The sequence below is a fragment of the Rhizobium sp. PP-F2F-G48 genome (assembly GCF_004342335.1).
In the GTDB taxonomy this organism is placed as follows: domain Bacteria; phylum Pseudomonadota; class Alphaproteobacteria; order Rhizobiales; family Rhizobiaceae; genus Ferranicluibacter.
This window is the reverse complement of the sequence record NZ_SLVH01000014.1, coordinates 26,814-41,427: the sequence shown is the minus strand read 5'-3', so window position 1 is coordinate 41,427 and position 14,614 is coordinate 26,814. Positions and strand designations below refer to the sequence as shown.

General features: G+C 60.4%; 11 protein-coding genes. 3 read left to right on the top strand and 8 right to left on the bottom strand.

Translation table 11 applies throughout. From position 1 onward, the window contains the following. Window positions 1-3: 3 nt before the first annotated feature. A complete protein-coding gene (locus tag C8J36_RS22790) occupies window positions 4-234 on the bottom strand; it encodes a helix-turn-helix transcriptional regulator (RefSeq protein WP_132537588.1) in 231 nt (76 codons plus the stop codon). 130 nt (window positions 235-364) lie between these two features. Here C8J36_RS22790 and C8J36_RS22785 point away from each other — a divergent pair, with 130 nt between their 5' ends. Further along, complete coding sequence (locus C8J36_RS22785; RefSeq protein WP_132537587.1) at window positions 365-1,018, top strand: hypothetical protein; 654 nt, start codon at window positions 365-367, stop codon at window positions 1,016-1,018. Between the two features lie 95 nt (window positions 1,019-1,113). Here the strand turns inward: C8J36_RS22785 and C8J36_RS22780 are convergent, their stop codons facing one another. Together C8J36_RS22780 and C8J36_RS22775 are read right to left on the bottom strand one after the other, a co-directional pair. Next, on the bottom strand, window positions 1,114-1,836 hold the full coding sequence (locus C8J36_RS22780; RefSeq protein ID WP_132537586.1) for a GntR family transcriptional regulator: 723 nt from the start codon (window positions 1,834-1,836) through the stop codon (window positions 1,114-1,116). Between the two features lie 33 nt (window positions 1,837-1,869). Next, a complete protein-coding gene (locus C8J36_RS22775; RefSeq protein WP_132537585.1) occupies window positions 1,870-3,027 on the bottom strand; it encodes a Xaa-Pro peptidase family protein in 1,158 nt (385 codons plus the stop codon). 205 nt (window positions 3,028-3,232) lie between these two features. Here C8J36_RS22775 and C8J36_RS22770 point away from each other — a divergent pair, with 205 nt between their 5' ends. Further along, window positions 3,233-3,928: a GntR family transcriptional regulator gene (locus C8J36_RS22770; protein WP_132537584.1), complete on the top strand. Its 696-nt coding sequence runs from the start codon at window positions 3,233-3,235 to the stop codon at window positions 3,926-3,928. 92 nt (window positions 3,929-4,020) lie between these two features. Here the strand turns inward: C8J36_RS22770 and C8J36_RS22765 are convergent, their stop codons facing one another. The 4 genes from C8J36_RS22765 to C8J36_RS22750 all read right to left on the bottom strand — a co-directional run bounded on the left by C8J36_RS22765 (window position 4,021) and on the right by C8J36_RS22750 (window position 12,177). After that, entirely contained in the window at window positions 4,021-9,123 is a 5,103-nt protein-coding gene (locus C8J36_RS22765) for a helicase-related protein (RefSeq protein ID WP_132537583.1), read from the bottom strand. A gap of 100 nt (window positions 9,124-9,223) precedes the next feature. Next, a complete protein-coding gene (locus C8J36_RS22760; protein WP_132537582.1) occupies window positions 9,224-9,826 on the bottom strand; it encodes a DUF1419 domain-containing protein in 603 nt (200 codons plus the stop codon). Between the two features lie 197 nt (window positions 9,827-10,023). Further along, window positions 10,024-10,920 carry a DUF3991 and TOPRIM domain-containing protein gene (locus C8J36_RS22755; RefSeq protein WP_132537581.1) on the bottom strand — a complete coding sequence of 299 codons (897 nt, stop codon included), beginning with the start codon at window positions 10,918-10,920 and terminating at the stop codon, window positions 10,024-10,026. 519 nt (window positions 10,921-11,439) lie between these two features. Next, window positions 11,440-12,177 carry a GGDEF domain-containing protein gene (locus tag C8J36_RS22750; protein ID WP_132537580.1) on the bottom strand — a complete coding sequence of 246 codons (738 nt, stop codon included), beginning with the start codon at window positions 12,175-12,177 and terminating at the stop codon, window positions 11,440-11,442. 243 nt (window positions 12,178-12,420) lie between these two features. Here C8J36_RS22750 and C8J36_RS22745 point away from each other — a divergent pair, with 243 nt between their 5' ends. Further along, a complete protein-coding gene (locus C8J36_RS22745; protein WP_132537579.1) occupies window positions 12,421-13,239 on the top strand; it encodes an alpha/beta hydrolase in 819 nt (272 codons plus the stop codon). 644 nt (window positions 13,240-13,883) lie between these two features. Here C8J36_RS22745 and C8J36_RS22735 read toward each other — a convergent pair. Continuing rightward, a complete protein-coding gene (locus C8J36_RS22735) occupies window positions 13,884-14,606 on the bottom strand; it encodes a hypothetical protein (RefSeq protein ID WP_132537577.1) in 723 nt (240 codons plus the stop codon). Window positions 14,607-14,614 lie beyond the last annotated feature (8 nt).

The following is a 14,614-nucleotide window of genomic DNA, read 5'->3' as shown; positions in this document are numbered from 1 at the left end:
ACGTCACGGCATAGGATTCCTGAAACGAACCCCCACCCCGCCACCGTTTTCCGGGATGAACTCGATACCTGCCTCTTCAAGTTTGGTCTTGATGTCTTCTACGGTTTTCGTTCGGAGATTTTCACCTCTCTCCAACCGACTGATCGTTTGCGTAGAAACTCCTGCTGCATTCGCCAAATCTCGGACGCCCCAACCCAACGCTACACGTGCCAATTTGCACTGAATAGCATTCATATCACAACGCCGTTGTGATTATTATTGTGCATGATATCGCAATCCGGTATCCTTTCGAATTAATCGGCCGGGTATGTGTTCGAGCACATTACCCAGCCTGACCACATTCTAGCTGTATGGAGCTTGGATCATGGCTGATTCTGAGACTAACAGAACTTTGCCGCCAATCACTCATCGAAATCTGCTTTCCACCGCGGTAGCATTACTGAGCGCTTATGACGCGAAACCGCGATCAGAGGTCAGTCGCGAAGACCCACAACTGGATGCTGCCCTGCTTTGCTGGCAGGAATGGGCGACTGCGCAGGCGCGGTTGACACAATTGAATGACACGCAATCACGGCTCGAAAAGGCAATGGCGCGGGAGGTCCTCCCCGCTCATGTCATGCTGGAGGTTCTCGAGCGCCCCGCGCCGGTCTTTGCCGAGACTGACGAGGAAATTCATCATTGGATGAAGGGTCCTCACTACAAGAAAGCCCGGCTGAGCGCCAAAACCGAACTGGGGAAGAGACGCGCCGCATGGAATGCCGCCGACATCCGGATCGGATTTACCAAAGCCAAGAGAGCGGAGGAAGCGGCGGCCGATCGCAGCGCCCAACTGTCGGACGAGCTCCTGGACCTTCCCGCGAGCTCTGTCGCCGGCCTCGCCGCCAAACTGCATGTCGTGATCACAGATGGTCAGCCGGGTCCCGACAATGGTGAATTCCCCTGGCCGCAATTACGCTTGATCCTGCTGGATATCGTGCGGCTGCTGAATGCCGGCCCTGCTGTTGCCGATCCGCCGTAAGGCGTGCTTGCAAGCGACAGATTGCTGTCTTCGTTGCGTCGATGCTGGAGATGATCACATCGAACCTATCATGCCGAAATCGCTGCGCGCCTGGCCTAGCGTCCGTTTGAGCCGTGCATGAAGATCCAAGCAATTGCCTTGGCAACCGCATTTGGCAGATCGTCTTTCTGTCTGTGAAAGCAACAGGTGACGATTGCAGCAGCCCCATGTCCGTCGCCGCGCTCCAGGCAATCCAGAAGCGCCAGAAACTTCTCGGACAGCACATAGTCCCGTGTGCTTTCGCGGACTTCCCATGTTCGAACGAAATGGGTTCGATCGCAGATATTGTCGATGATGTCGAACAGCACAGTGCTACCTGACATCTGCGCGATGCCGCGAAGGAGGCTCTCGATGAACGTCGCGGTATCGTCGGGCTTGGCTTGCAGCACATGTGTCGCACGGGCAGCAGACTGAAATCCAAGGGCGGCTGGACGTAAAAGCTGATCCGCTGCAAACGGCCGTGTGCTCGTCGCCAGGCATCGCAGCACGATCGTATGGGTCAGGTCATGGAGCTCCTGCATCTCCTCCAGATGAAGATCGCGCGCATAAAACCCGCGTATCGGCTCGACCCGGACCAGCCGTTCGGCATGCAGGCGGACAAGTGCCTCTCTGACCGGTGTGTTGCTCACGCGCAGCGACGCGCAGAGCCTGGAGATCGACAGGTGGTCTCCGGGACGAAACCGGTAATGGATCAGATCGTCTTTCAATCTTGCGTAGACCACGTCGCGCCGTGATTCAGACAGGCCGCCTTTTCGCGAAAGTGGTTCGATCGGGGTCATCACATGGGTATCTCGATCTTTGAGGCTGGGGTCTCATCTCGATTTCAAAATGCCAATTTCGGAAGGGTATTGTGTCAGATAGTCGAAGCCATCATCCGTCACGACGATGGAATCTCCGATACGCCCGCCAAACTGGCCGGGAACGGTGAGGCCGCCATCGACCGCGAATGTCATGCCGGCGCGAAGTTCCATGCGCTCGCCGCGTTTGATCTCCGGCGCCTCCAGCAAGGAGAGGCCGATCGAGCGGCCTGTGCGATATCCCGGCGAATATCCGGCATCGAGATAGACCGCTTCGGCCGCCGCGTTGATCTCCTCGCAGCGCACGCCGGGGCGAATGGCAGCGAGTGCGGCCCGTTGCGCGGCAATCGCCACCTGATGGACGGCAATTTGATCGTCCCGGGCATCTTCGACATAGAACTCCCGGTCGAAGCCGAGTTTGTATCCACGGAAGGACACCATGCCACAGAAACACAGATAGACAGGGTCTCCGCGTTCCAGGCGTCGGGTGGAAGTCCGCCGATGCACCATGCAGGTGTCGGTGCCCGACTGAAGGATTTGGATGTTCTGGATGATCGGCGAAACGAAACGATCGTCCGGCTCGCGAAGATATTCAGCTGCCTTGCGCGTTCCTGCTACCATGGCCGCAAGTGTGATCTCATACTCGGGAACACCGACAGCGATCGTCTGGCGCGCTGCGTCCATCATCGCCGCGGCCACCTCGCCTGCCTGGCGCATGATGCTGATCTCGTCGGTCGATTTGATCATTCGTTGTGCGCTGATGAGTGGAGCGATATCGACCAGGTCGCTCGACTGAACACGCGTTTTCACATAGGTCGCGACAAGGCTTGGCATTATTCTGGTCTCTATGCCAACGGAAGAAGATGGCCATTGCGTCAAGATCTCCGCCAGAGGCAGGCGCCATTCGTCACCCCCATCGCTCCAGGGCCGGATGTCGCCGATCCATGTCATTCGTGCACACATCTCCGATTCCATCAGGGGCGTCAGGAGGATGGGCTCGCGATCCCGGGGAATGACGAGCAGCGTCGGCCGTCCGAACTCGACGCCGAGGTAGTTCCAATAGCCACCGAAATACGCAACAGAATCGGGATCAGCGATGACGGCAACGGATATATCATGTTCATCGAGCGTTCGTTGAAGCAGCTTCGTACGGGAGGAATAGCATTTGTTCATGGCTGACCTGTATGCACCGGTTGACTTTTGCAAAAAGATAAATCCGAGACAGGCGAGGAGTCAACGTCGTTTTATGAAAACGATTGAAATGATAAAAGTTTGTGCTGTGTACAGCTCTGGACAAACGGGTGTGATGTCGGTAGATTGACAGTGTTACGAGATATGAACATTTGGTGTTCACACTCTAGCCGCGGAGAATGACGTGATGCCCCAGGAAATCGGCGCGAGCGTGCCAGACCCGTCGCATCGTGGTCAGCCAAACGACATCTACAGGATTCTACGCGATCGCATCTGCCTGCTGCACTATCCGCCAGGTTACAAGCTTGCCGAGAGCGAGCTTGCCGAAGAATTCTCGGTGAGCCGGACACCGATCCGCCAGGCCCTGCAACGGTTGGAATATGATGGACTGACCGAGATCCGAAACGGCGTTGGAACGACGGTCCGGCAGGTCGACCGCGCGGCCTTCGACGATATCTTCGCGTTGCGTCTGCGCTTGAGCGAACTGATTGGCGAATTTCCAGCCTATGATGAAGTGCCGCTCGCGCTCGCGACGGTCGATGGCCTCCTGGGACCCGCAAAGCAGGCAAAGGCAGACAACAACAAGGCAGATTTCTGGCGGTTGAACCACCAGCTGCAAAAGGCCACGAGCAAACTTATCGCCAATCACGCCCTGCGCGATACGCATGAACGTTACTATCTGCAGGCATGCCGGATCTGGTACAGTGTCATCGACGATCTGTTCGAGGCGCAGAGTTCCGATTTCATCGTCGAGGTAACCGACATCGGCAGGGCTCTCCAACACGGCGACGTCAGAGCAGTCGGCTACATCCAGCGCAACCACATCTCATACGGCATGCGCCGGATCGTCGAACTGTCCAAGCGGCATCCCGCCCCGACCTGAACTGCCGTGACCCCGCGTCGTTGACGAGGCCGCGACAATACTTGTGACCGGGAAAAGTCCAGCTCGATCAAGACGATCGGATATGCCGCGGTTTACGCGACCTTCCGGTCGTCATCATCCTTCCCGTCGGCGGTTGCCGCAAGATCCCTTTCGATGTCGTCCAGATGGCTCAGTTTGAATTCGAGTTCGGCTTCGAATGAGAAACTCTCTCCCAAACGCGGCGTATAGGAGGCGAGACGCCGTTTCGCATCGGCGAGGCGACTGCGATGATTCTCGCGCTCCTGTTCAAACCCGCCAAGCGCATGTTCGAGCCGGGAGATCGCGCCGATCGGCGTGGTGGTGACGGCCAAATCGATCTCGTAGTCACCACCTGTGCGTTGGAGCAGGGTGTCATAGCGATAACCATCCTTGCCAAACCTCTCGCCATGATAGGCGAGATCGAAGCCGCCGATGGTGGCGATGATGACCTCTTTTTCCTGCTGCAATTGAACCAGCGTCAGGATTTCCTTCATCAGCGCCCGGCCGGCGAGCTTGCGATCGTCAAATTCGGCACTTCCGACCTGCATCATCAATGCATCGCCCTCGGTCGGGACCAAACGGTCGATGTCTTTGCCCACATCCTCGATCCGGCAGCTGGAAAACTCGATATCCCGTTCGGCGTCGCGGATCTGGCGCCGGATCGCATGCTGATCGTCGATATGGGCGGCGCGCAGCCGGTCGAGACGGGCGATCTCGGCCTCCAGCCCGGCCTTCTGCATGAGGCGTTCGTCGCCAGAGGCGATGGCCTTGGCCATGGCAAACTGGTTTGCCTGCCCCCCGCCCATATCCTCTAGTCGGCGGACGCTGGTATCGCCGGACAGGGCCGCCGCAATGAACCGAGCCTTCCGCTCGTTGTTCTGCCACATGGTGGCGTCGAGCGAGCCCAGTGTTGCATAGGCAAAAACATCGACCACGTCATGCTGGTTGCCTTGGCGAATAATGCGGCCCCCACGCTGCTCGATCTGCGATGGAAGCCATGGGACATCGAGGTGATGCAGCGCCTTCAGCCGTGCCTGGACATTGACGCCGGTGCCCATCGTCTCGGAGGACCCGATCAGCACGCGAACCTTGCCGGCATTGAAGTCGTTGAACAGCCGCTGCTTTGCATCCGACTTCTTGTAGTCCTGCATGAAAGCGATTTCGGAAGCCGGCACGCCAAGGCGGATAAGCTCATCGCGGATCCATCGGTAGGCAGAAAAGCCGCGCGTGGCCTCGACATTGATCGTGCCGAGATCGGAGAAGATCAGCTGGCCGGCGCCCGGCCGGTCGAACGGCTTGCCGTCCTTGCGACGATACTCCGCCTCTCCCGTTTCCTGCCAGATCCGGTGGGTGTTCGTGACAAGTGCGTTCAGCTTGTTGGCCGCCTCGTTGCCCATCGCCTGATCGACCAGGCGCAGATCGATCGCCGCATGGCGTCCGTCGGTGATGACCGAGAGCAGAATGTCGTCGCCGGGCTCGGCCGGCCCATCGCGCATCTCGATCGCCTTGATCCGCGCGTCCAGCTGTTTCTGGTAGGACTTGAAGGCAGCGGTTGGCTCGGCGGTAACGATCTGGCGCTTGCCGCCGGAGACCTCCGGCACTTTGACATAGGTCCTGAGATCGACCGGCAGCACGACGTCGGCGAACGACCGGAACATGGCAATCAGTTCCGGCACATTGACGAACTGGCTGAAACGCGTGACCGGCTTGTATTTACCCGACGGCTGCAGTTCGAGTTCGGTCGAGGTGTCGCCGAACGTCGAGGCCCAGGCGTCGAACTCGTGCAGACCACGCTCCGACAATGCTGCCGGATCCATCATACGCTGTACCGAGAACATTTCGCCGAGCGTGTTGGTGATCGGCGTTCCCGACGCCAGCACCAGCGCCCTGCCGGGGTTCTTCGTTTCGATGAAGCGGGATTTGACGAACAGATCCCAGGCACGCTGCGAGCCATTTGGATCGACACCGCGCAACGTCGACATGTTGGTGGCGAACGACAGTTTGCGGAACTCCTGCGCCTCGTCGACGATGATCTGGTCGATCCCAAGCTCAGAGATGGTCAGCAGATCGTCCTTTCGGGTGGCCAGCGCTTCGAGCCGTTCCTTGTGGCCCTCCTTCATGCGCTCGATGCGCTTGCGCGACAGCCGGTCGTCGCGTTCCACCTTGGTGAGAAGCTCCTCGTAAAGCTCTAATTCGTCCTGGATCATCTGTGCTTCAAAGGCCGATGGCACGGATATGAAGCGGAACGCCGAGTGGGTGATGATGATAGCATCCCAGTTGGCGGTGGCTGCCCGTGAAAGGAAACGATGACGCTTTTCTCGGACGAAGTTGGTCTCGTCGGCGACCAGAATGCGAGCATTGGGATAGAGCGCCAGGAACTCACGGGCAGCCTGCGCCAGGCAGTGGCCGGGCACGACCAGCATCGCCTTGTTGATCAGACCGAGCCGACGCTGTTCCATAATGGCGGCCGCCATGGTTAGCGTCTTGCCGGCACCAACGGCATGAGCGAGATAAGTCGCACCACCCGAAATAACGCGCCAGATGCCGCGTTTCTGATGCCTATACAAAGAAAAGGCGCCTGAGGCGCCGGGGAGTTGCAGGTGATCACCATTGAAGGCTCGCGGCGCGATATTGTTGAAGGTGTCGTTATAGACGCGCGCCAGCCGGTCGGTGCGATCTGGATCCGACCAGATCCAGGATTGGAAAGCGGTCTTGATCTTGGCGAGCTTTTCCTTGGCGGCTTCCGTCTCCACCGTGTTCAATACCCGACGTTCGGTCTCGCCGTCGCGCACCGTGTCGAAGATCTGCGGGGTGGACGAGTTCAGGGCGTCGGAGAGAAGCTGGCCGGCATGGCGGCGGTGGGTGCCCCAACCCGTGGTGCCGGATGCCGACCATTCCAACTGCCTCACGTTGACCGTCCAGGTCGCCAGTTCCGGCAGATGATGAATGGAGATGTCCGCCTCCATGGTCTGCTTGACGAAGGCGACAACATCATCGGCCGGGATCCAGGGCGCACCGAGGCGCGCGGTGATATCCGACGGACGGAGGTCGGCGGGTTGGACATGTTCGAGCGCCGAGACATTCCGCTGAAAGGCAGGATCCAGGTCCGCCGCCGCCCGCGCGATTACCAGCTTCGAGCGGACTGCGCCGGACAGATAGGCATCGGACATCAGCCAGGAACCGTTGGACGGATCGCGGAAGATGGATTCACCCAACTCCCCGATCACACCTTCTACGTCGCGATGCAGCAACTCGGCGATATGATCGGTATCGACGTGGCCGCGTTCGTTGAGAACGACTGCGAGCGCATCGAGCGCCGATGTAATGATAGGTGCCGGAGGCGGCGCGATCACCCGCTCGGTAAAAATCGGCCCGGGTTTGGCGGTGTTTGTCTCCAGATCGTAGTCCTCGATCGAGGCGACCAGCCAGCAATCGGGATCGTCGAGGAAAGGCGCGATATTTGGCCGGCGATGGACCTCCCTGACCTCCCCCGTCTCCTGATCCTCCGATGTCGAGACGGAGATGAAGTTGATTGGGCCGAATTCGCGCACGAAACTCGACCAGGCGATGCGCAGCGACACCTGCGCTTTTTGCCAAGGCTGATCGCGCTCCTGAAGCTTGAGGATGAGCCGGACCGCGTCGCGGATCGGGATCAACTTGCGGATGATCAGCGCATGCTTGGCAAAGATGCCGTCGCTGCTGCGGCCCTTCCTGACCTCGACCGGGAGAGCAACCCCGTCCACCACCTGCATCAGCGCCGTGGCCTTGCCGATGAAATAGCTGCCCTCGCGGACCTTGGGATCATCAGGCCGCTCCGCCATCGCATCCGCCACCTCATCCTCAAGGGCGAAGTCGATTGTGGAAGCCTCACCGTCATAGATATCAGCTGGTAGCTGGCTGATCGTGGCGTTCAGGTTCGTTTCAAGATCATCACCAATCGGGAGGCAGGTGTAGGTCTCACCGAACGGACCTGAACCGACCGCATGGCGGCCCAGCACCATGTCGGGATGATCGACGAACCACCTGTTGATACGGATGCTACCGCCCTCGCCTTCCGACTGGACATCCGCGAGATCGACCCATCTGTCGTCTCCAGCCGGCTCGTCGGCGCGGCGCTTTCGGAAGAAGAGGATATCGACGACAACATCCGTGCCGGCGTCAGCGCGGAAACTGCCTTCGGAAAGGCGGATCGCGGCAACGAGATGGGCCATGCCGGCGATGTGTTCACGGGCGCGGGCGTCGGCCTTGTCCATCGTGCCGGACGAGGTGACGAAGGCCGCAAGCCCGCCGGGCTTCAGCCGGTGGATGGACTTGGCGATGAAATAGTCATGCAGCCGCAAGCCGAGAGACCGGAAGGCGGGGTCGCTCTTCACCGTGCGGTCGGAGAAAGGCGGATTGCCGATGGCGAGATCGAAATGATCGGGCAGGTCGGTGCGTGAAAAATCGCCGCAAACGATTTTGGCACGCGGCTGCAGCAGCCGGACGATACGGGCGGTGACAGGATCAAGCTCGATACCGGTGACATGGCTCACCTTGGAGAGAGCATCCGGCATCAGCGCCGCAAAGATACCGACGCCGATACCGGGTTCCAGCACCCGGCCGCCGACAAAACCGATCCGCGCCAAGGCTGCCCAGATGAAGCGGACGATGAATTCCGGCGTGAAATGCGCGTACTGGGTGCAGCGCGCCAGCGAGGCGTAGTTCGCGTCGCCGACCGCGGCCTCAAGATTCGCGCCGAGATCCTCCCAGCCTTTGCGAAAGCCGGTTTCGCCCGGGCGCCGGAACATGCCGTTGGCGAGAGCGGAAGCCCCGAAGCCGGTAAAGCGGATCAGCTTTTCCTGCTCGGATCTTCGGGCCGGCCGGTCCTGGCGCTCGATTTCGCGGGCGGTGAGGATCGCCGTGACATTGTCGGCGGCGCGTCCGCGCCAGGATTCGGCAAGCTGGCGGTTACCCTCCATCCGAAAGTCGATGCGTTCACGCATGCGCGTGCGCTCGGATGCTCGCTCTGGTAGAAGCGACACCGGTGCCGGATCTGGTCTCGAAACCGGCTGAGGCACGAATGCCGGGTTCTGATGCTCCTCGAACGGCGACGGCAAGGCGGTGGCGCCAAGATCGAAGGCGCCCGAGAAGGCGGTGGTGGAAAACAGGTCGAGGGTGAAGGGATCGTCATGGGCCATCGGATGTCAGTCCTTTCGGGAAAAAGGGGCGCAACTCTGCCGGCGGCTGATCGCCACCGGGGATGCGGTGATGATTGGGTTAGGAAAAGCTTGGTGCCGGTCAGGCGGCGGTATCGACCAGATGGCGGAACTGCACAGGCAGCTTGGCGGCGATCTCGGCATCGGTGAGATCGGAAAGCCGTTTCCAGAGCTCGCCTCGAGTGGCGCAAAACACCGTGACGATGCGTTCGCCGACAAAGCCTGGAACGAAGCGCCGGTCGGCATATGCGCGAAACTCGGCCGTGGTTATGCTCCAGATATGCTCGAGCTTTTCGGCCCGGCTCATCGCACGCACGGGGCGGGACTCGCGGGCGACGATCTCGGTGCGCATGCGGCTGATCGATGCAGCGTCGGCCAGATCGCAATAGCTGTGGAACCAGCGGAACCGGTCGTCGATCTTCAGCGCGAAAAAGACGCTTGTCACCTGCGCTGCCTGGAACTCGCGCATGGCGAAATGGTCGCCGCGCAGGAACAAGGGCGGCAGGATGTCGAACATCCGGTCATGGTCGGCTTCCGATATCTCGAACCACTCGCCGGCATAGAGACCACCACTCATGCGTCGCTCCCCGCACGGCGCCTGGTTATGGCGGTTCATCATCGCGTAGAATTCGGCGCGGCTGGCGAGGCCCTCGAAGACCTTGCGCGGTGCTGTCGGAACGGTCATGGCTTTCTCCTGGGGTTGGGGCCGAAGAGCCTTGTCTCCGGACCTTTTGATCACCCTATCCCCGCCGCCGCCTGGCGGATTGCCGGGTCCGGGGCCGCGCAAGCGGGCGAAGCCTTGCCCTTGACGCGGCCAACGCCCATGCGGCAGTTGTCCCCTCCCCTCCCCTCCCTTCCCCTCCCCCTTTCTCCCTCCTCAGCCTACCATTCCCGTCTCTGCGTCAGATCGTCGTTCCAGTCGTTACCGACCGGGCACCGGCGCTGGAAACCGCAATCGGCGTCAACCGCAATCCGCCTCAACGTGTCGGCATAGGCCTCCCCCTGGCTGTTGCGGTCGGTGGCCGCGACCAGCAGATCGAGCCTCTTCGTCAAGGCGACGACGGCGCGTTCTGTTGCCGGCGACCAGCCACCGGCGGTGCTGGCGTAGAGCGTGTCGCGGCGATGACCTTCAAGCGCCGAGAGGCTGAGCGCATCGATGGCCGCTTCGCTGATGCAGAGCCGCAGGCCGACCGGGTTTCCAAACCGGAACAGCACCTTGGCGCCACCGCTCGAATATCCGCGCCAGGACGGTCCCCGCTCCTCCCAGCCGCAGATCGCGCCATCGTCGCCGTGATGAGCAAACCAGGCGCTGCCGGCCGGACCCTGGCGGATCAGACCGGCGGCAAGGGCAAGATCGAGCACCGGAGCGGGAATGGCGCGCGCGCCTGAGAGATAGGCATGCGCCGGCGACCCCTTGCGCAACGGCGGCCGGGCCGCCCATCTTGAAGCGATATCTGTCCTGGGTTGCCGGAGCGGCGGCGAGCTCCAGAAGGTGATATGCGCCGGGGCGATACCGGCCAGCGCTGCGACGGCGGCCAGCGTCGAGGGGAAATCGCCCGGGTGCAGCCAGCCCATCAGGGCAAAGACGTCGCCCTTGCGATCGGAAAGCGGATCGAACCAGCCTTTGCCCTGATGGGTGACTATGATGATTTCGGCACCGCGCCGGTATTTGACGGCACGGCGGGTGCTTTCCTTAAGGTCGAGCGCAAAGCCCGCCTGTTCCAGTCCAACGGCGCAGGAGACCCGCGCCCGTAGGTTTTCGATATCTTCTCTTTGCATTTTCGTTTTCCCTTTCCGCCCTCATGATTGACAGGCAGGATCAGGCAGCCGCGAAGACCGGCGGCGGCAAGGGCGCGGCGAGAGGATGGCAGCGATCGGAGAACAGGCGCGGCGGAGCTTCCCTTGCGGCCGCTGGGCGCAAGTGGCATGTCGCTCAGCCACAGCACCTTGCTTGAGGAAAGACCGCGGCCGCATCGCGCGTCAGGGATGGATGCCCGACAGGGGGAAGACCGCCGGCGGGCTTCCGCTTTGCCCACAGCCCGGCCCGAAGGGCGACGCCAGCTATTGTATTGGGTGCCGGAGGAACCGCAGAACGACTTCCATTTCAGCCGAGGGTTTCGCGAACGTGAACTCTGTCTCGATGTCACAACACCAGGCATGACCGGGGAACGTGTCAGCCCACGGTGCCAGCGAAACCATCAGGCAATGCCCCCGATCCTTCAACATCCAGATGACGCTTTGGATATCTCACCGATGCCTCGGTTGGCTATGTCCAGACGCGGACCTTTGCTACCGTGCTCATGCCACGACCCTGTTTCGGCCGAGGGCTTTCGCCCGATAGAGATTGTCGTCCGCTGCCTTCAGGCACTCCGATGGATCAAAGCCAGGCGGGCAGTAGAGCGCCCCTATACTCGCAGAGATCCGCACTTGCGAACCAGAAGGTGCTTGCAGAACAATACGGGCGACGTCCTCGCGAACCTCCTCGCAACGAGCGAGCATTGCATCGAACGTCAAACCGTTCTGAAACAAACCGAATTCTTCACCTCCAAGACGTCCCGAGAAATCCGACTGGCTTTGGTAGCGGGCAAGGATCTGGCCGGTACGACGAAGGGCTTCGTCGCCGGTCGCATGACCATAGCTGTCATTGATCGTCTTGAAATGATCAAGGTCCAGGAACAGCAGGGCACCGGATGCGCCCTTTTGGCTGGCGACGTTCAGGTCTTCGAGAAACGCGCTCCGCGTGAGCACTCCTGTCAGTCCATCGGTCCGCGATTGAAGGTGAAGTGCCTCATAGGCATCCTCGAGCTTCTGCAAAGCCTCTTTCGTGGCTGCTTCAGCCCGTCGAACTTTCTCTGACTGGGTGAAATGGAGGGCGGAGGCCGGGATCGATATGGCCAGCGGGCAAAAAATGGTCATGAACAGGCCCGCACCCGCCACCTGCCCTCCGAGAAACGGTACAATGCTGAACGAAAGACCCAACGAGGCCACGACCGACAGTAATCCGGTCAAAATTGACTTCTGAACAATCCGACGCATCGATATCACCGCGTGACAATAATACCATCTATGAACCTCATGACTTTAAAGGCGGCTGAAACACTTCGGTAAAAGTCGAGCCATGTGCCCCACAACTGGAAAACTGGTTTCTGAAATTCCACGCGGGGGGTCTCCGCCGGACTGTGGCTTGGAGGGATTATATGGAGCGAGGTTCGGATTGTGGTCACAGACATCGCTTAGGTCCTTCGGCATCACGGTCAGAATGAACGCGGAGCATCGACGATGAACGAAAAAACGATCGAAACATCCCATGGACAGATCGCAGTTTACGACACACCGGGGGACGGAATTCCTGTCCTGATGATCCACGCCAATTCCCACTGCAAGGAGACATTCCATTTCCAGATTGAGGCCCTTGCCGGCACACACCACATCATCGCCATCGACCTGCCCGGCCATGGGCAGTCCTCTGATGCCATCGATCCGCTGCGCACGTACAATTTCAACGGATACGCCGACACCATCTGCGAACTGATTGACGCGCTCAACATCAATCGTTTCGCCTTGCTCGGCCACTCTCTAGGTGGCCATGTCGCCTTGGAACTGATGAGGCTCCTCCCGGAAAAGACCGCCGGTACAATGATATTCGGCACACCGCCGATCCCTCCGGGTCCGGAGGGTGCAGCGCTCGGTTTTCTTCCCAATCCGGAATTCGCCAACACTGGCAAAGAAACCCTGAGTGAGCACGACATCGACATGGTTGTCGCGCTCGCGCTCGGATCAGATGCCGTCCACGACACGTTCTGGAAAACCGCTGTCAGACGAACGGACGGGCGCTCGCGCCAGTTGATGATCGATGCAGCACTTGCCGGAAAACATTCCGATCAGCGTGCCCTCGTGAAGACCTCTCCTGTTCCGCTCGCCATCGTCAACGGCGCCGACGACCCGCTGATCAATCTCGATTACATCGACAGCCTGACATTCGCGAACCTCTGGGAGAGCGGTCCGGTTCGTGTGGAAAATGCCGCACATGGTGTCCATTGGCAAAGGCACAAGGAGTTCAACGTCCTGCTGGATGGCTTCCTCAGCACAATCGTTTAAAGGTGGAATGGGCGCAGCTTCAGCGAATTCATTCTGCCCGCCCCTCGCGTCCGGCATTGCTTTGCATCAAGGCCATCAGCATCGGACCGACGGAAAACTCGCCTCTCTCCACCCGTCATGTCAGATCGCGCAGATCACCGCTGGCCGGATTGCTCTGTCCTCCCCTCTCGAGAATGCAAGCCATGGCGGCCGCGCCATTCCAGTCCACGGCTTCGCAGGCAGACTGTTTTGCATCCGCGCGAGCCCCGGGCATCGATTGTACGGCCACGGCGACCGACGTCAGGTCACGCCGGTTCGCCCCACCCCTACTCCCATACATCGCGATATCAGGGCACGCCTTCAGCACCATCTCAAGCGTGCGGGCTTTTCTCAGCTCACTCGACGGTTAGCTGGCGAGACCATTGTCATAGAAGAGAACGGGCCGGCTATTGGAGCCGCAATCGGATCCATGAGACGCTTCGGGCGTGACCCCTGACCCCTGTCGGCGCCTCAGGCAAGATAAGTCAACCCTGCTGCGGAACTTGGTACCAGTATCTTGTCTCACGATGGTGGGAGCATACGGGACGGCTGGATCGTACTGGTGATGGGCCGACAAATTATTCACGTGCCAGCCCGTTTACAGCGGCCGCCACCGCAAATCCCGGCTACGGTTTAAACCGCTCCAGCATGGCCTTGAGTTGAGCATTCTGCAGCTTGAGTTTGCCGACGAGTGCGCGGCGCAACAGCTTTATCTCGTCATCGAGGCTGAGGGCCCGAGGGGTGACTGGGAGGGGATTTGCACGCTTGCGCCCAGCGGCAGCCGGCTCGGTCCTGTTATTCTGTCGCCTTGGCGCCCGAGCTTTCGACGCAGGCGCGGCCGCCTCGGGTTCGGGCGGCGCCGCGACACCATCTCCGGCAGCTATAGCGGCGGAATAAGCAGCATCCCTCGCCTGTTCCGCCACAACCCCGTCGGGACGCTCGACGGCAATGGTCGGTTCGCCCATATCATCGGCTGTCACGCCGATAAGTGCCGGCGGGCTCACATATGATGCGTCGTCAGCAACCGCATCAGGTTCGGGCGTTGCCGCGACACTATCTCCACCAGCGATAAAGGAAGCGATAACAGCGGGATAAGCAGCATCCGTCGCCTGCTCCGCGACAAACGCCGCCGGAAGCTCGATGGCAGAGGCCGGTTCGACTCTATCTTCGGCAATCACACCGGCAAGCGGCGGTTGGCTCAGGGAGACTGGATGATCAGTGACCGCCTCGGCAGCGCGCGCCGTCTCGGCCTCCTCTCCCCCGCCGGTGTCAGGGGGCGGCAGGCTCTGTGGCGGAGCCTGGTGCCGTCTCGACGTCAGGCGGGTAACGTAATTCCATAGCGATGCCATGATGATTG

Coding starts and splice junctions, on each gene's coding strand:
- C8J36_RS22790 (WP_132537588.1), bottom strand. CDS start 234: ATGAATGCTATTCAGTGCAAATTGGCACGTGTAGCGTTGGGTTGGGGC.
- C8J36_RS22785 (WP_132537587.1), top strand. CDS start 365: ATGGCTGATTCTGAGACTAACAGAACTTTGCCGCCAATCACTCATCGA.
- C8J36_RS22780 (WP_132537586.1), bottom strand. CDS start 1,836: ATGACCCCGATCGAACCACTTTCGCGAAAAGGCGGCCTGTCTGAATCA.
- C8J36_RS22775 (WP_132537585.1), bottom strand. CDS start 3,027: ATGAACAAATGCTATTCCTCCCGTACGAAGCTGCTTCAACGAACGCTC.
- C8J36_RS22770 (WP_132537584.1), top strand. CDS start 3,233: ATGCCCCAGGAAATCGGCGCGAGCGTGCCAGACCCGTCGCATCGTGGT.
- C8J36_RS22765 (WP_132537583.1), bottom strand. CDS start 9,123: ATGGCCCATGACGATCCCTTCACCCTCGACCTGTTTTCCACCACCGCC.
- C8J36_RS22760 (WP_132537582.1), bottom strand. CDS start 9,826: ATGACCGTTCCGACAGCACCGCGCAAGGTCTTCGAGGGCCTCGCCAGC.
- C8J36_RS22755 (WP_132537581.1), bottom strand. CDS start 10,920: ATGCAAAGAGAAGATATCGAAAACCTACGGGCGCGGGTCTCCTGCGCC.
- C8J36_RS22750 (WP_132537580.1), bottom strand. CDS start 12,177: ATGCGTCGGATTGTTCAGAAGTCAATTTTGACCGGATTACTGTCGGTC.
- C8J36_RS22745 (WP_132537579.1), top strand. CDS start 12,421: ATGAACGAAAAAACGATCGAAACATCCCATGGACAGATCGCAGTTTAC.
- C8J36_RS22735 (WP_132537577.1), bottom strand. CDS start 14,606: ATGGCATCGCTATGGAATTACGTTACCCGCCTGACGTCGAGACGGCAC.